This is a genomic window from Amycolatopsis sp. NPDC051128 (assembly GCF_040682715.1).
Classification (GTDB): Bacteria; Actinomycetota; Actinomycetes; order Mycobacteriales; family Pseudonocardiaceae; genus Amycolatopsis.
The window spans coordinates 95,966-111,055 of record NZ_JBFBBN010000008.1 but is presented as its reverse complement, the minus strand read 5'-3'; the positions used below and the strand labels follow the sequence as shown (position 1 = coordinate 111,055).

The 15,090-nt window shown below is 70.8% G+C and carries 15 protein-coding genes; 4 read left to right on the top strand and 11 right to left on the bottom strand.

All coding sequences use genetic code 11. From position 1 onward, the window contains the following. Positions 1-20: 20 nt before the first annotated feature. Positions 21-2,351 carry a D-alanyl-D-alanine carboxypeptidase/D-alanyl-D-alanine-endopeptidase gene (dacB, locus tag AB0M82_RS11750; RefSeq protein WP_364720207.1) on the bottom strand — a complete coding sequence of 777 codons (2,331 nt, stop codon included), beginning with the start codon at positions 2,349-2,351 and terminating at the stop codon, positions 21-23. 176 nt (positions 2,352-2,527) lie between these two features. Between dacB and AB0M82_RS11745 the strand changes: the two genes are divergently transcribed. Beyond that, positions 2,528-3,049 (top strand): inorganic diphosphatase, encoded by a 522-nt coding sequence (locus AB0M82_RS11745; protein WP_364720204.1) that lies wholly within the window; start codon positions 2,528-2,530, stop codon positions 3,047-3,049. A 55-nt stretch (positions 3,050-3,104) separates the two neighbouring features. Here the strand turns inward: AB0M82_RS11745 and AB0M82_RS11740 are convergent, their stop codons facing one another. Then, a complete protein-coding gene (locus tag AB0M82_RS11740; RefSeq protein WP_364720202.1) occupies positions 3,105-4,760 on the bottom strand; it encodes an MDR family MFS transporter in 1,656 nt (551 codons plus the stop codon). Between the two features lie 94 nt (positions 4,761-4,854). Next, on the bottom strand, positions 4,855-5,778 hold the full coding sequence (locus tag AB0M82_RS11735) for an Lrp/AsnC family transcriptional regulator (RefSeq protein ID WP_364720200.1): 924 nt from the start codon (positions 5,776-5,778) through the stop codon (positions 4,855-4,857). Between the two features lie 82 nt (positions 5,779-5,860). Here AB0M82_RS11735 and AB0M82_RS11730 point away from each other — a divergent pair, with 82 nt between their 5' ends. Continuing rightward, a complete protein-coding gene (locus tag AB0M82_RS11730) occupies positions 5,861-6,622 on the top strand; it encodes an inositol monophosphatase (RefSeq protein WP_364720198.1) in 762 nt (253 codons plus the stop codon). Here AB0M82_RS11730 and glyA read toward each other — a convergent pair. The 6 genes from glyA to AB0M82_RS11700 form a co-directional block, all read right to left on the bottom strand. Continuing rightward, positions 6,610-7,878, bottom strand: a complete 1,269-nt coding sequence (glyA, locus tag AB0M82_RS11725; protein ID WP_364720196.1) for a serine hydroxymethyltransferase — start codon at positions 7,876-7,878, stop codon at positions 6,610-6,612. The two genes, AB0M82_RS11730 and glyA, sit on opposite strands and share 13 nt — an antisense overlap. Before the next feature lie 112 nt (positions 7,879-7,990). Then, complete coding sequence (locus AB0M82_RS11720; RefSeq protein ID WP_364720194.1) at positions 7,991-8,395, bottom strand: hypothetical protein; 405 nt, start codon at positions 8,393-8,395, stop codon at positions 7,991-7,993. Between the two features lies 1 nt (position 8,396). Continuing rightward, positions 8,397-8,825, bottom strand: a complete 429-nt coding sequence (locus AB0M82_RS11715; protein ID WP_364720191.1) for a 50S ribosomal protein L11 — start codon at positions 8,823-8,825, stop codon at positions 8,397-8,399. Positions 8,826-8,864: 39 nt separating this feature from the next. Beyond that, entirely contained in the window at positions 8,865-9,386 is a 522-nt protein-coding gene (locus AB0M82_RS11710) for a gamma carbonic anhydrase family protein (protein ID WP_364720188.1), read from the bottom strand. A gap of 28 nt (positions 9,387-9,414) precedes the next feature. Further along, positions 9,415-10,638: a M14 family metallopeptidase gene (locus tag AB0M82_RS11705; protein WP_364720185.1), complete on the bottom strand. Its 1,224-nt coding sequence runs from the start codon at positions 10,636-10,638 to the stop codon at positions 9,415-9,417. A gap of 88 nt (positions 10,639-10,726) precedes the next feature. After that, a complete protein-coding gene (locus AB0M82_RS11700; protein ID WP_364720182.1) occupies positions 10,727-11,314 on the bottom strand; it encodes a TetR family transcriptional regulator in 588 nt (195 codons plus the stop codon). Positions 11,315-11,436: 122 nt separating this feature from the next. On the opposite strand from AB0M82_RS11700, the gene AB0M82_RS11695 reads away from it, so the two are divergent. After that, positions 11,437-11,892 (top strand): GreA/GreB family elongation factor, encoded by a 456-nt coding sequence (locus AB0M82_RS11695; RefSeq protein ID WP_364720179.1) that lies wholly within the window; start codon positions 11,437-11,439, stop codon positions 11,890-11,892. 60 nt (positions 11,893-11,952) lie between these two features. On the opposite strand, the gene AB0M82_RS11690 is transcribed toward AB0M82_RS11695, so the two are convergent. After that, a complete protein-coding gene (locus AB0M82_RS11690) occupies positions 11,953-12,921 on the bottom strand; it encodes a YafY family protein (protein WP_364720450.1) in 969 nt (322 codons plus the stop codon). Between the two features lie 64 nt (positions 12,922-12,985). On the opposite strand from AB0M82_RS11690, the gene AB0M82_RS11685 reads away from it, so the two are divergent. Beyond that, positions 12,986-14,134 carry an epoxide hydrolase family protein gene (locus AB0M82_RS11685; RefSeq protein WP_364720176.1) on the top strand — a complete coding sequence of 383 codons (1,149 nt, stop codon included), beginning with the start codon at positions 12,986-12,988 and terminating at the stop codon, positions 14,132-14,134. An 18-nt stretch (positions 14,135-14,152) separates the two neighbouring features. Here AB0M82_RS11685 and AB0M82_RS11680 read toward each other — a convergent pair whose 3' ends face one another. Beyond that, positions 14,153-14,698 (bottom strand): hypothetical protein, encoded by a 546-nt coding sequence (locus AB0M82_RS11680; RefSeq protein WP_364720447.1) that lies wholly within the window; start codon positions 14,696-14,698, stop codon positions 14,153-14,155. Positions 14,699-15,090 lie beyond the last annotated feature (392 nt).

The window sequence follows — 15,090 nt, the reverse complement described above, 5'->3', positions numbered from 1 at the left end:
GGCCACGACTTCCGCACGTCCTAGGCGCAGCCGCACTTGCGGAGGCTCGTCGCCAGGGCGTCGATGGCGTCGCGGCCGGGTTCGGTGTCCGAGCCGTTGGACATGAACGCGAACACCAGCACCCGGCCGTCCTGGTCGAGCACCAGACCGGCGAGGGTGTTCACGGCGGTCAGCGTGCCGGTCTTCGCCCGCACCCAGCCGCGGCCGGCCTGCGACGCCGGTGTGTCGAACCGCTTGTCGGCGAGGGTGCCCGACCCGCCGGCCACCGGGAGGCCGGCCAGCACCGGGCGCAGCTTCGCCGTGCCAGGGTTCTTGCCCTCCGGCGCCGCCGCGGCGCCCAGGAGCTGGGTCAGCAGCCGCGCCGGGATCCGGTTCAGCCCGGAGATGCCGCTGCCGTCGGAGAGCTGGACGCCCGCGACGTCGAAGCCGTTGTCCTTCAGCACCTTGATGGTCGCCGCGGCGCCGCCCGCGTAGCTCGCTTCCTGGCCGTTCGCCAGCGCCACCTGCCGGGCGACCGCCTCGGCGAGGACGTCGTCGGACAGCACCATCAGGTCGGACACCAGCTCGGTCAGCGGGGCCGACTTGACCTCGCCGAGCACCTTCGCGCCCTTGGGCGCGGTCGCCTGGCCACCCGGCGAGGCCCCCAGCTTCGACGCGATCGACGAGGCGAGCGCACTGCCCGCGTTCCCCACGCGCTGCGAGTTGTTGTCCTTGGGGCTGATGCGACCGCCGTCGGCCATCACGGGCGACATCTGCGTCGCGTACGTCGACGGCGCGTCACCCGCTTCCCAGCCCGGCGCGGTCGTCGCCCCCTTGAACAGGCTCAGGTCGACCTGCACCTTCTTCACGCCCGGCGCGGCCTTCTTGACCTGCGCGACGAGGTCGTCGACGTGCGCGGCGCCCGGGTACAGCGGCGACGCCGTGCCCAGCGGCAGGTTGGTCAGCGTCGTGTCGCCGCCGCCGACCAGGATCACCGTGCCCGGGTCCGCGCCCTGCACGATCTTGGTCGACAGGCGCAGGTTGTGGTCCAGCGAGAGCAGCGCGGCCGCGGCCGTGAGCACCTTCGTCGTCGACGCGGGCGTCACCGGCGTCGACGAGCCGCGGTCCCACAGGACGGTGCCGCTCACCGGGTCGACCACGCTGGCGGTGAGCTGGCCGAGCGCGCCGTTCCCGGCCGCGGCGGCCAGCGCCGCCTTGACGCCGTCCGCGGTCGGCGCCGCCCCGGACGTAGCCGGTCCCTGCAGCGTGCGCGTGGCGGCGACCGGCTCGGGCATGTCGCCCTTCGGCGCGTTCGGTGCCCACGGCAGGCCCAGCCGGTTCGACACCTTCGGCGTCGCCGCGGCCACGCCGGCTCCGGCCAGCACCAGCAGGACGACCGCGACGAGCGCGATCAGCTTGCCCTTGCGGCGCTTCTTCGGCGGCTCCTCGGCGGCCGCCGGCGGCTCCACGTTCGGTGACGGCGGCTCGGCGGGCGGCTCGGTCCGCGGCTGCGGCTGTTGCTGGAAGACGCCGGGGAACTGGGTGGGCCGCGCGATCCCGACGGTCGCCTCGGCGTCGAACCGCTGTCCGTCCGGTTCGATCCGCATCGGCCGGGCCAGCGACCCGGCGGACGCCGAGGGCACCACCCCGCGCGGCGGCTCCGGCGGCAGCGCCGGACGGCGGTCGCCCGGTTCGGCCGGACGGTCGTCGAGGCGGTTCTCCCGCAGCTCGATGCGCTGTGACCACGGCGCGTCGGGCCCGGGTTCGCGACGCGGCTCCTGGGGTTCTTCGCGGCGCTGGGGTTCCCCGCGCTTCAGCTGCTCGTCACGCCACGACCGCAGCTCTTCGCGCCACTGCTGCGGCTCGGCTTGCCGCGGCTCCTCGCGCGGCGCGGGATCCTCGCCGCGCTCCGGCCGGCCGGTGGGCCAGACGTCGCGCTCGACCGGCACCCACGGGGCTTCGCCCGGCCGCACCGGGGCCATGTGCTGGGTGCCGTCGTCGTCCCGCTGCTCGGCCGGCTTCGCCACCTCGATGTACTGGGTGCTCTCCCCGGCCGGCGCCGGCTCGGCCGGCTTCTCCGCCGGCTTCTCCGACCGGCTGCCGAGCCGGTCGGCCAGGTCCTGCTTGACCGGGGTGGCGGGGGGCGGGGGCTTCTCGGCCGGAGCGTTGAGTCCCGGGACCGGCTCGGGCGCGACGTTCGGCGCGAACCACGATCCCTTCGGCGCCTCGCTGCCTGTGACCTTGGGCACGCCCGGCCGCTCGGGGGCGCTTTCCGGCGGGTCCGGCACTGACATCGGAGTGGTCTTCCGCGCCCCGGACGACGAGCGGTCTTCGTCCGACGAAGGCCACATCGGCTGGTCGTTTTCCGGCACCCACCACTCCTTCTCACCTGCCCCGGAAGGGGCCAAGCTCACATGCCCGGTGGCCGACATCGGTGCGACCGCCAGGCAGGGCGTAGTCCACACTAGGAGACGTCAAGACAGTCATGAAGGTTGCCGCCCGCGACGTGCGGGCACGCCCGGATCTATAAAGAAGCAGCGAGGACGCCGTGGAGTTCGACGTCACGATCGAAATCCCCAAAGGGGAGCGCAACAAGTACGAGGTCGACCACAAGACCGGCCGCATCAAACTGGACCGGACCCTGTTCACGGCCACGCAGTACCCCGCCGACTACGGCTTCATCGACGACACCCTCGGCCAGGACGGCGACCCGCTCGACGTGCTCGTCCTCGTTCAGGAGCCGACGTTCCCGGGCTGCCTGATCCGCTGCCGCGCGATCGGCATGTTCCGGATGACCGACGAGAAGGGCCCGGACGACAAGGTCCTCGCGGTCCCGAGCGCCGACCCGCGCCTGGAGCACCTGCGCGACATCCACCACCTGAACGAGTTCCACAAGCTGGAGATCCAGCACTTCTTCGAGGTCTACAAGGACCTGGAGCCCGGCAAGAGCGTCGAAGGCTCGTCCTGGGTCGGCCGTTCCGAGGCCGAGGCCGAGATCGCCCGGTCGTACGAGCGCGAGACCGACCGCCTGGCCAAGCTGGAGGCCAACGGCGGCGCGGCTCATCACTGAGACCCCAAAGCCGTGAAGGCCACCTTGAGGGTGGCCTTCACGGCGTTTCGGCGGGTCAGTGCGCCAGGGCCAGCGCCGGGACGGCGTCCTCCTCGGCCTCCGCGCGCCGCTCCATCGCCGACTTGTCCGACAGCGGCTTCTCCTTGAGGAACCACACCAGCGCGAAGCCGGCGGTCAGCACGATCCCGCCGACCAGGAACACCGTGCTCATCGACTCGGCGAAGCCCTGCAGGATCGGCCGGGCCAGCGTCGGGTCGAGGGTGGACAGGAACGACGTGTCGTTGACGTCCACGCCGCTCTGCATCTGCCGTGCGAACTCCGGGTGCTGCGCCAGCGCCGTCACGTAGGCCGGCGTGGTCATCGCCGTGCGGACCGCGTCCGCGATCCGGTCGCCGACCGTGCCGAACAGGATCGACAGGAACACCGCGGTGCCCGCCGTGCCGCCGATCTGGCGGAAGAACGTCGCTGCCGAGGTGGCGACGCCGGTGTCCTGCGGGCGGACGTCGTTGGTCGCGGCCAGCACCAGCGTCTGCATCGAGGCGCCGAGGCCGAGCCCGATCACGAAGGCGATCACCATGACCAGCGCCAGCGAAGTGTCGACGGTGATCGTCGCCAGCGCGAACAGCGCCGCCGCCATCAGGCCGATCCCGGCCACCGCGAACATCTTGTACCGGCCGGTCCGGGAGATCACCACGCCGCTGCCCAGGCTCGCGATCATGATGCCGAGCGTCAGCGGGAGCATCTGCAGGCCGGCCTGGGTCGGCGTCGCGCCCTTGACGATCTGCAGGTACAGCGGCAGCGACATCATCGCGCCGAACATCCCGGCGCCCTGCACGACGGTGACCAGCGTGGCCATCCGGAACACGGGGGCCTTGAACAGGCGCAGCGGCAGCAGGGCGGCGTCGCCCATCCGGCGTTCGACCCACACGAAGACGCTCACCCCGAGCGCGCCGATCACGTACATCGCGACCGAAGCGGCCGAGCCCCAGCCCCACTCGCGGCCCTGTTCGGCGACGATCAGCAGCGGCACCAGGCCGACAGCCAGCGCCACGGCGCCCCAGTAGTCGACCTTCTGGTCGACGCGGGTGTGCGGAATGTTCAGCACCTTCGTCACGACGACCAGCGCGGCCAGCGCGATCGGGACGTTGACCAGGAAGACCCAGCGCCAGCCGGTGATGCCGGCGAAGGTGTCGATGCCGGCGAAGAACCCGCCCACGACCGGGCCGGCGACGCTCGAGATGCCGAACACCGCCATGAAGTAGCCCTGGTACCTGCTGCGCTCACGGGGCGCGGTGATGTCGGTGATGATCGCCAGCGCGAGGGACATCAGGCCACCGGCGCCGAGGCCCTGGAACGCGCGGAACGCGGCGAGCTCGTACATCGACGTCGCCATGCCGCTGGCCAGCGAGCCGATCAGGAACAGCGAGATCGCCGTCAGGTACATGGGCTTGCGGCCGTAGAGGTCGGACAGCTTGCCGTAGAGCGGCGTCGAGAGCGTCGCGGTGATGAGGTACGCCGTGGTCGCCCAGGCCTGCAGGGAGAGGCCGTGCAGCTCGTCGGCGATGGTGCGCATCGACGACGAGACGATGGTCTGGTCGAGTGCGGCGAGGAACATGCCGAGCATCAGCCCGGACAGGATGGTCAGGATCTGGCGGTGTGACAGTCGGCCGTTCGTCGCGGCTGCTCCTTCCGCCGTGGTGGTCTCGCTCATGGTGGTCTCCCTCGGGTGCGCCTGCGCCGTAGTTGCTTGTACCGCTCAACTACTTGTCTCAGCCAAGTATTCCCGGGAAGCTTGTACCGTGCAATCAAGTTTTCCGTGACCCCGGTCTCCCTCCGCGCTTGACCGCCCTGGCGACCACGGTGACCTCGGCGGAGGGGACGTCGAGGCCGGTCACGAAGGCATAGAGATCGGTGAGGTCATGGCACCAGACCGCGGCCATCAGGTTCGTGACCCCAGTCGTGGCGACGGTGCCGTGGACCATCGGGTGCCGCGCCAGCACGCGCCCCACCTCGTCGAGGCGCCCGGGCGGCACGGTCATCCAGATGTTGGCGTCGACGGTCAGGCCGAGCGCCGTGACGTCGACGTTCGCGTAGGTGCGGACACGTCCGGCCGCGGTGAGCCGATCGAGCCTCCGCCGCACCGTGGACTCCGGCGCTTTCAGGTCGGCGGCCAACTCGCCGGGACCGAGCCGGGCGTCGGCGGCGAGGCGGTCCAGCAGCCGCTGGTCGAGTTCGTCCGGCGTGACGTCCTCGACGGACGGTGGCCGGGTCAGCGCGGCGACCTCGTCGTCGGTGAGCAGGCCGGTGCGCCACTGCGTCGCATCGGAGAAGACGTGGAGGATCGAGTGCGCGCGCAACTCGGTGACCGCGGCGGTGGACGGCAGCGCGTCGTGCACGAGCCTGCCGTCGATCCCGCCGAGCGCGATGGCGCTGATCTCCTCACCGCCGGCCAGGATGTCGACGAACAGGACGTCGGCGCGCTGGGCCAGGGCATCCGCAATGACCGGCGTCCGGCCGCGGAGCACCTTCACCCGCAGGAGCAGCGCGCCGCGCAAGCCGTGCGCCGGGTTGGGCACACAGATGACGCTGAGTCGTCCGTCGGCCTTCAGCCGTGCGATGACGCGGGTGACCGTGCGCGGCGAGAGGTCGAGCACCTCGGCGATCCGGCCGGGCCCCGCGCGGCCGTCGACCTGCAAAGCCGAGACGACGCGTTGTTCGATCTCGGTCATCAGCTGCATGCTTGAGTCCACTTTCGCTCAGTTCTCAGCGCTGGAGTACCTGCCAGCGCCGTCCGAGCGTAACCCTGGACGCATGCTGAAATCCGTGATCGACATCGTGGAAACCCTGGCCACCGGTATCCGCGCGCCCGAGCGGCCGCCCACCTCGCTCGGCGAATTCGCCGAGGCCTTCTCGGCGATCGACGACCCGCTGTCCGCGAGCCTGCGCGCGGCGCTCACCGGAATCCGGCCGGACGTGGGGTGGGTCGACGAGTTCGAGGACCTGCCCGGCGGCGAGGTCTGGGTGGTCGACGCGCTCGACGGCGCTGTCCAGTTCATCCAGGGCCTGCCGCAGTACTGCGTCAGCGTGACGCTGGTGCGCGACGGCGAGGCGGAACTGGCCGTACTGCACTCGCCGTGGCTCGGCGAGACCTACGCGGCGCGAAGAGGCGAAGGCGCGCGACGGAACGGGACGCTCATCGAACCGTCACGCAAGGCTTCCCTGACCGCGGCCGCCGCGGCCGCCGGCCAGCCACCATTCGTCACGAAGCAGCCTGGCGTCGCCGAGGCGGCCGGACGGTCGCTCACCGCCATACTCGGGGAGGTCGCCGCCGTCCGGAACCTCGGGCCGACGTCGTGGCAGGTCGCCGACGTCGCCGCGGGGCGGCTGGACCTCTTCTGGCAGTACGGCCGCGACGCGACGAACCTCGTCGGCGCGTCGTTGATCGCGCGCGAAGCCGGGGCGGTGGTCACCACCGCCGACGGCGCCCCGTGGACGCCGTCGGCCGGCAGCTTCCTCGCCGCCGCGCCCGGACTGCACGCGGCGGCCGTCGAAATCCTGCGTCAGGCGGAGTAGCCCGGGATCGGGAACGGCGCCAGGAACTCGCGGATCTCCGCGGCGATCGTGTCCAGCGCGGACTCGTCGTCGGCGGCCGCCGCGGTGATCGTGCGGTCGATCCACTCCGCCACCTGGACCTGGTGCTCCGGCCGGAGACCGCGGGTGGTGATCGCGGGCGTGCCGAGCCGGATGCCGGACGGGTCGAACGGCTTGCGCGGGTCGAACGGCACCGTGTTGTAGTTCAGCTCGATGCCCGCCCGGTCCAGCGCCTGCGCGGCCGGCTTGCCCGCCACCCCCTTGTTCGTCAGGTCGATCAGCAGCAGGTGGTTGTCGGTGCCGCCGGAAACGAGGTCGTAACCGCAGGCCAGCAGTGCGTCGGCCAGCGCGCGGGCGTTCGCGACGATCCGGTGCGCGTACTCGCTGAACGACGGCTGCTGCGCCTCGTGCAGCGCGACCGCGATCGCCGCCGTCGTGTGGTTGTGCGGCCCGCCCTGCAGGCCGGGGAACACCGCCTTGTCGACCGCCTTCGCGTGCTCGGCGTCGGAGAGGATCATCGCGCCGCGCGGGCCACGCAGGGTCTTGTGCGTCGTCGTCGTGATCACCTGCGCGTGCCCGACCGGCGACGGGTGCGCGCCACCCGCGATCAGCCCGGCGATGTGCGCGATGTCGGCGACGAGCACCGCGCCCACCTCGGCGGCGATCTCGGCGAACGCCGGGAAGTCGATCGTGCGCGGGATCGCCGTGCCCCCGGCGAAGATCAGCTTGGGCCGGTGCCGGCGGGCCAGGTCGCGCACCTGGTCGAGGTCGACGCGGCCGGTCTCCTTGCGCACGCCGTACCGCACGGGCGTGAACCACTTGCCGGTGGCGGACACGCTCCAGCCGTGCGTGAGGTGACCGCCGTCCGGCAGCGCCATGCCGAGCACCGAATCGCCCGGCTGCGCGAAGGCGAGGTACGCGGCCAGGTTCGCCGGAGAACCGGAGTACGGCTGGACGTTCGCGTGGTCGGCGCCGAACACGGCCTTCGCCCGCTCGATGGCGAGCTGCTCGACCTGGTCGACGAACTGCTGGCCCTCGTAGTACCGCTTGCCCGCGTACCCCTCGGAGTACTTGTTGGTGAGCACGGTGCCGGTCGCTTCGAGGACGGCCTGCGAGACGTAGTTCTCCGAAGCGATCAGGCGGATCTTGTCGTGCTGGCGCTTCGCTTCGCCCTCCACGAGCCCGGCGATCGCGGAGTCGGTGGTGGCGAGCGCATTCAGTTCTGGCTGGTGTGTCATGGCGTACTCCGGCTCTGGAGTGGCCTTCACCCAGGCGCGCGGTGCCGGCCTCGTCGTCGCTTCCCGGTGGTGCTCCACCTCGATGGCGCCAGTCGCTGCTGCGGGGAAGAGCCTAGTCCACCGCGCGGGCGGCTCGACGGTGTTCGGCGCACCACTTCCGGGTGCCGCCCGACGTGCGGTCGCAGAACGGGCGCCCGCAGGTCGCGCAGCGCTTCACCCGCCGCCAGCCGCCGACCGTGACGAGCTCCGCGAGCCCGGCCGCCCCCGCCGCCAGTTCACCGGTCTCCGCGCGGGGCGTCACATAGACGATCCGCCACGCCGCGCCGGTGTCGACGAGCCGCGGCCGCGCCCCGGCCTCCGCCAGCACGGCGTTGAGGCGACGCGCGGCCGCCGGTTCGTCGGGCAGCTGCGCGGCGATTCCGCACAGCTCCGGATTTCCCTGGCGCAGCAACCGTTCCGCCACCCCGAGTCCGGGGTCCAGCGCGTGGAAGGGCGGCACGACGGCGTGCTTGCGCACGTCAGTCCACGACCACGACACCCATGGACCGGGCCGTGCCGGCGATCGTGCGCATCGCCGCCTCGAGGTCCGAGGTGTTCAGGTCCGGCAGCTTGCGCTCGGCGATCCCGCGCAGCTGGTCCTTCGTCAGCTTGCCGGCGACCTCGTGCCCCGGGCGCGCGGATCCCTTGTCCCCCAACGCCTTCTTGATGAGGAACGCCGTCGGCGGCGTCTTGAGCCGGAGCGCGAACGAGCGGTCCTCGAACACCGAGACGACCACCGGCACGATGTCGCCGCGCTGGGCCGACGTCGCCGCGTCGTAGGCCTTCTTGATCTCGACGAGGTTCACCCCGGTCTGCCCCAGCATCTTGCCGAGGTCGACGACCGGGGCGTTGCCCGCGGCGAGTTCGAGGGTTACCTGGTGGGTCTGCTTCTTCGTCTTCGGAGCCATGGCCCGAAGGTAAAGTCTCCAGTTAATGGAGAGTCAAACTCAATCGATCGCCTTGGTCCCGGCCCGGTGCCGGCGCGCCAGCTCCTGGTAGACCGCCGCGTTGTGCTCGACCCACATCCGCGCCGAATCGGTCAGCGGCACGAACTTCTTGGCCGGGCTGCCCATCGCGATCACCTCTTCCGGCACCTCCGTCGCCGGCGTGACCGTCGCCCCGGCCGCGACCAGTGCCCGGGCGCCGATCTTCGCCTTGTCGAGCACCGTCGAACCGTTGCCGATCAGCGCCTGCTCGCCGATCGTGCAGTCGTGCACCAGGCACTGGTGGCCCACGGTGACGTTCTTGCCGACTTCGCAGACGCCGTCGTTGACGTGGATCACCGAGTTGTCCTGGATGTTGGCGCCCTCCCGGATGACGATCCGGCCGAAGTCGGCCCGGATCACCGCGCCGAACCAGACCGAGGCGTCCTTCTCGACGACGACGTCGCCGATGAGGGTGGCGGTGGGCGCGATCCAGGCGTCCGGATGGACCTGCGGGCTGAGCCCTTCGAACGAGAACAGAGGCATGCCCGCACCCTAGACCGCGCCCGCTGTGTCAGCCGGTGATCGCCGCGTTGATGATGATGTCCACGGCCTGGTCGTTGCGCGTCGTCTGCGGGACGATCTGGGTGTCCCGCGGGTAGAAGCCCGGGTTGCTGCCCTTCGGGTACATCTCGAAGGTGAAGCTCCAGATCTTGTGCGTCGCCCACATCCAGTCGTTGACGCTGCCGTCGGTGATGTAGAGGTCGCTGGACTGCTGCGGCGTGTAGCCGTTGGTCGCGGCCATCTGCCTGCCGAGCGACTGGAACTTCTGCGCCTCGGCCGCGGTCAGGCCCGGCGCGGTGTCGGCGTAGGTGTAGCCGAACGGCCAGAGCACCAGCTCGGAGTAGGTGTGGAAGTCGATGTGCGTCTTGATCTGCTGGACGCCGCCGACCACCCGCGAGTTCACCCAGTTCGAGACGGCCCGGGTCTCGGGCGCCGAGAACGCCGCCGTGCCGCGGTAGGTCTCACTGGACGGCGAGCTCGACGAGCCACCGCAGCAACCCCACTTGTAGCCCCAGTTCCGGTTGGGGTCGGTGCCGCTGCCCTGGCGGTTCTTGCGCCAGCTGTGGAAGGTGCCGCCGGAGATGTCGTACTCGGAGCCGTCCGGGTTGACGCTCGGGATCACCCAGATCTCGGTGCTGTCGACGAGCCGCTTGATCGCGCTGTCCGTGGCGTACCCGCTGGTCAGCCGCTGCACGATGCGGAGGCACATCTCGGTGGTGAGGTGCTCGCGCGCGTGCTGGTTGCAGGTGAAGAGGACCTCGGGCTCGTTCTCGTCGGTGCCGGCGTTGTCGCTGATCTTGAGCATCGACAGGGCACGGCCTTCGTACGAACTGCCGGCGCTGCCGAGCTTCGTGAGCGCCGGGTAGTTCGCGACGGCCTTCTGCAGCTCGGTCTGTGTCTCGGCGTAGGTGTGGTAGCCGGTGTAGCCGGCCGGGAAGTCTTCGACGGTCGCGGTGCCCTGCGGCCGGTTCACCTTGCCGAGCGCCTTGACGCCGAAGCCGAGCGCGCGCAGCTGGGCCGCTTCGGCCGGGCCGGCGATGATCGTGGTCGTCGCGCCTTCGGTGTCGAGGATGTCGGCGCCGGTCCGGGCGACCTCGGTGCGCTGCTGGGCGGTGCCGGTGCCGGTCACCTCGTACACCTGCGGTCCGTCGGGCTGTGCGGCGCCGGCCTGGCCGCCGACGGTGAACACCAGAAGGGCGGCCACCGCCGCCGCTGTGCACATTCGTGTGCGCATCGCGTCTCCTGCTCTCGGGGGTCCCTCGACCTTGGCCGGAGCCGGACGGACCACACAATCCGGAGCAGTACGGATCTATTGGGCGTTGCTAGCCGTAGTTCGCGAAGCAGAGCGCCTCGATGTCGGCACGCAGCGTGGCGAACGGACGCGGGCGCACCCGCTGCTGGACGACCGTGCCCAGCAGGTACGACAGCAGCGCCCTGGCCCGCGCCCGCGGGTCGTCGACGTCGAGCGGGGCGAGGAGCTCGGCGAGCAGTTCCGTGAGTGACGTGAGCATCGCGTCGATGGCCTGCGGGTGCTGCGCCCGCCCGGCCGCGATCCAGTACTCGAACCAGAGGAAGGCGTCGTTCGGGTTCGCGGCGAAGACGCGCAGGTACTCCTCGAGGACGGCGAACAGCCGCTCGCGCGGCTCGTCGTGCTGCGCGGCGACTTCGCGCAGCCCGGCGGCGAAGGCGGTGATGTGGGCGGCCATCGCCCGGTCGATGAGGACGTCGATGTCGGCGAAGTAGTAGTGGATCGCGCTCTTGGTGAGCGGGCCGGCGTCCGCGATCGCCCGGACGGTGCACCCGGCGAGCCCGTCGCGCGCGAGCACGACGCGGGCGGCTTCGACGATCTGCTCCTGCTTGGCGAGCTGGTTGGGAGAGAGCCGCTCGCTGCGACCGGGGACTGCGCTCACGGTGATTTCCGTTACCTTCTTCCTGGACGGCAGCCCCGAATCCTAGGGCAGACGTCCTGCGGGTGGCCTCCGGGTGAAAAACCGGATTGGCCACCCCGGTCCGCGCAGCGGACAATGCGCGCATGGTGATCTCAGGGGACAAGGGGCTCAGCCCGGCTGCGCGCAGCCAGCTGGAGAAGGAAATCGCGAACCTGCGCGCACAACGGGAAGCCCTCGCGCCGCAACCCGGCGAGCAGGAACGCACCGGGGACGCGGCGGACCAGGCGGACGTGATCGACCGGGCGGAATCGGCCGCCCGGCTGGACCGCCAGATCGCCGAGCTGGCCGCGAAGATGGAACACGGCGGTTACGGCAACTCGCAGCTCCCGGACGGCACGATCGTCACACTGCGCTTCTCGGACGGCGACGAAGAGACGTTCCAAGTGGTGACGGTCCCGGGCGAAGACGCGGACGCGATCACCTCGGACAGCCCCCTGGGCCTGGCGCTGGTCGGCAGGAAGGCCGGCGACGAGATCACCTACCGCACTCCCCGGGGCGACGCCAAAGCCACCGTGGTGAAGGTAACCCCGCCGAAGTAGCGACCCACGACGAAGGCCGCCTCCGCGAGGAGGCGGCCTTCGTCGTCCGAATCTTGACCCTTACGAGTGATTCTGGTCGGCATCCGTCGCATCGGCGAGCCGGGCGGCCAGCGTTCTGACGTGCTCGACCAGCTCCGGGGGTTCGTGGACCCGGAAGCCGAACCCCTTGCCCGCCACGTAGATGGCCAGCTCGTCCAGGGAGTCGGACCCGGCTCGCAGGGTGCAGCTGTGCTCGTCGATCGGCTCGAGCGCTCCGGTGGTGGGCGCGATGCGCTCCGCCGCGGTCTCGGCGCTGACGTGCAGGGTGAACCGGGCCTGGTAGCGGTAGGCCGAGGTGGAGATCGCCCGTGAGGTGTAGCCGCCGAGATCGGGGTCCGGCGGGGTGCGCGGGGTGAACCGGGGGCCGGTGGGCGTGCGCGGTTCGAGCCGGTCCACGCGATAGGTGCGCCAGTCCTCGCGGTCGACGTCCCAGCCGATGAGGTACCAGCGCCGTCCCGTGTGCACCAGCCGGTGCGGCTCGGTCGTCCGGACGCTTTCGGTGCCGTCGTGGGCGCGGTAGCCGAAACGCAGGCGCAGCGAGTCACGGCAGGCGGCGGCGATGGCGGTGAGAGTGTCCGGGTCGGCGGTCGGGCCGGTGTTGGCCAGCGGCACCGTCACCGACTGCAGGGCGTTGATCCGGTGGCGCAGCCGGGACGGCAGCACCTGTTCGAGCTTGGCCAGTGCGCGCACCGACGTCTCCTCGATGCCGGTGATCGAACCGCCGGCTGCCGTGCGCAGGCCCATCGCGACCGCGACGGCCTCGTCGTCGTCGAGCAGCAGCGGCGGCAGGTCCGCGCCCGCGGCCAGCCGGTAGCCGGCGGTGCCCGCGGTGGCCAGCACGGGATAGCCGAGGCCGCGCAGCCGCTCGATGTCGCGGCGCACGGTGCGCGGCGTGATCTCCAGCCGCTCGGCCAGTTCGGCGCCGGACCAGTCGCGCCGGGTCTGCAGGAGCGAGAGCAGTCGCAGCAGCCGCGCCGAGGTTTCCCACATGGTCCGGAAGTCTGCCATCGGCTTAGGACCGAACTTGACCTAACCAGCTCCTAGAGTTACCGGTATGCAGAACGACAGCGAGATCCGGCCCTTCACCATCGACGTTCCCCAGGCCGACCTGGACGACCTGCGCGACCGGCTCGCGCGGACCCGGTGGGCCGCGGACCTGCCCGGCGCCGGCTGGAGCCGCGGGGTGCCGGTGAGTTACCTCAAGGGGCTGGCCGAATACTGGCGCGACGGCTACGACTGGCGAGCCCACGAACGGAAGCTGAACGAATATCCGCAGTTCACCACCGAGATCGACGGGCAGGACATCCACTTCCTGCACGTGCGCTCGCCGGAGCCGGACGCGCTGCCGCTGATCCTGATCCACGGCTGGCCCGGCTCGATCGTGGAGTTCCTGGACATCATCGGCCCGCTGACCGACCCCAAGGCGTACGGCGGGGATCCCGCGGACGCGTTCCATCTGGTGATCCCGTCGAACCCCGGCAGCGGCTTCTCCGGCCCGGCCGGCGAGGCCGGCTGGGACACCGACCGGATCACGAGGGCGTACGCCGAGCTGATGAACCGGCTCGGCTACCACCGCTACGGCGCACAGGGCGGCGACACCGGCGCCGTCATCGCCCCGGGACTGGGCCGGCTCAACCCCGGCAAGGTCGTCGGCGTGCACGCGAACGGGCTTTCCGCGTTCAGCATCCCGGACGACGTGGCCGGGCTGACCGAGGCCGAGCGGACGCGCCTGAAGCACCTGGAGTACATGAGGACCGAGCAGTTTGGCTACGTGGCGATGCAGACCACCCGGCCGCAGACCCTGGCGCACGGGCTGCACGACTCCCCGGTCGGGCAGCTGGCCTGGATCGTGGAGAAGTTCAAGGAGTGGACCGATCCGGCCGCCGAGCTGCCCGAGGACGCGGTGGACCGGGATCTGTTGCTCACCAACGTGACGCTGTACTGGCTGACGGGTACGGCGGGGTCCTCGGCCAACAGCTACTACGAGACGGCGCACGCCGGAGCCTGGGGCGCGAGCCCGCGTTCCACGGTGCCGACCGGGGTAGCGGTGTTCCCCATGGACGTGTCGATCCGCCGCACCCTCGAGCGCGAACACGACATCGTCCACTGGTCCGAATTCGACCGCGGCGGCCACTTCGCCGCGATGGAGGCCCCAGACCTGCTCATCGGCGACGTCCGGGAGTTCTTCAGCAAGCTCCGCTGAACCGCGGCGCCGCCGGGGTCAGGCGATCCAGATCGCGATGCCGCTCATGTACCGGGACTGTCCGATGGTGCCGACGACGTCGTTCTGGCACACCGGTTCCTGGTATTCGTAGCCTTGGCCCGTGGCGGTGTAGCAGAGGCGCGTGCCTTCGCCGCGGATCCTGAGGGCCTCCAGCCGCCTGGACTGGCCAGTGGTCCCGGCCTCCCGCAGGTTGCACGATTCGCCGACCCAGCCGATGTCCTGCAGGTGCGGTGCGTAGCAGACGCCTGCGCCACCGCCGTTCACGCCGATCCTGATGGCCTCGATTCGCTTGCCCTGCGCAGGAATGCCGGCTTCCTCCGCATCGCAAACGGCGGGCAGCCACCCAGCGTCGGCCACGTGTACCGCGTAGCAGACGCTTACGGCGGCCGGCGAAATCGCCGCACGCTTCGCCAGTTCCTGGTCAAGGCTGGCTTGCACCGCGGCTTCCGTGGCCTCGGCGCTCGCCACGGCCGGCGTCGCGACCAGCGACAGAGCCGCGAACACTCCGGCGAAGACGGCGGACAGCACTCGTTTACGCAGCATCACATTCCCCCATGGTGATGTCGGTACACCGGTCTGGTGAGGTTACGACAACGGCGCACCTGGGGGAAGTCATCCGGGGACGACGTCGCCAAGGCGGTCGACGAGCTGCGCGGCCACCGGCGTGCCCGCCATGGTCGCTTGCGCCTCTTGCCCTGGCAGGGACATGCTTGTCGTACCTACAACTCCACACTGAACAACTTCAGCTCTCGCGGATTCCCTGAGCTAGGGGTCTACCGGGCTCGGGCCGCACGCGGCCTCGGCCCGCTAGATGAACAGGGCAGGCCCCGAGAGCGAGGAAATCACGTCGATGACCAGTGAAATTGTTCAGATCAGCGGGATTGCGGGGGCGGCACTGGTTGTCCGGTACGTGACGCAGTTGATCGTGATCGTCT

Excerpts from the sequence above, each read along its gene's own strand:
- AB0M82_RS11730 (WP_364720198.1), top strand. The coding sequence starts at position 5,861 with ATGCTGAAATCCGTGATCGACATCGTGGAAACCCTGGCCACCGGTATC.
- AB0M82_RS11740 (WP_364720202.1), bottom strand. The coding sequence starts at position 4,760 with ATGAGCGAGACCACCACGGCGGAAGGAGCAGCCGCGACGAACGGCCGA.
- AB0M82_RS11705 (WP_364720185.1), bottom strand. The coding sequence starts at position 10,638 with ATGCGCACACGAATGTGCACAGCGGCGGCGGTGGCCGCCCTTCTGGTG.
- AB0M82_RS11695 (WP_364720179.1), top strand. The coding sequence starts at position 11,437 with ATGGTGATCTCAGGGGACAAGGGGCTCAGCCCGGCTGCGCGCAGCCAG.
- AB0M82_RS11685 (WP_364720176.1), top strand. The coding sequence starts at position 12,986 with ATGCAGAACGACAGCGAGATCCGGCCCTTCACCATCGACGTTCCCCAG.
- AB0M82_RS11715 (WP_364720191.1), bottom strand. The coding sequence starts at position 8,825 with ATGGCTCCGAAGACGAAGAAGCAGACCCACCAGGTAACCCTCGAACTC.
- glyA (WP_364720196.1), bottom strand. The coding sequence starts at position 7,878 with ATGACACACCAGCCAGAACTGAATGCGCTCGCCACCACCGACTCCGCG.
- AB0M82_RS11710 (WP_364720188.1), bottom strand. The coding sequence starts at position 9,386 with ATGCCTCTGTTCTCGTTCGAAGGGCTCAGCCCGCAGGTCCATCCGGAC.
- AB0M82_RS11690 (WP_364720450.1), bottom strand. The coding sequence starts at position 12,921 with ATGTGGGAAACCTCGGCGCGGCTGCTGCGACTGCTCTCGCTCCTGCAG.
- AB0M82_RS11680 (WP_364720447.1), bottom strand. The coding sequence starts at position 14,698 with ATGCTGCGTAAACGAGTGCTGTCCGCCGTCTTCGCCGGAGTGTTCGCG.
- AB0M82_RS11735 (WP_364720200.1), bottom strand. The coding sequence starts at position 5,778 with ATGACCGAGATCGAACAACGCGTCGTCTCGGCTTTGCAGGTCGACGGC.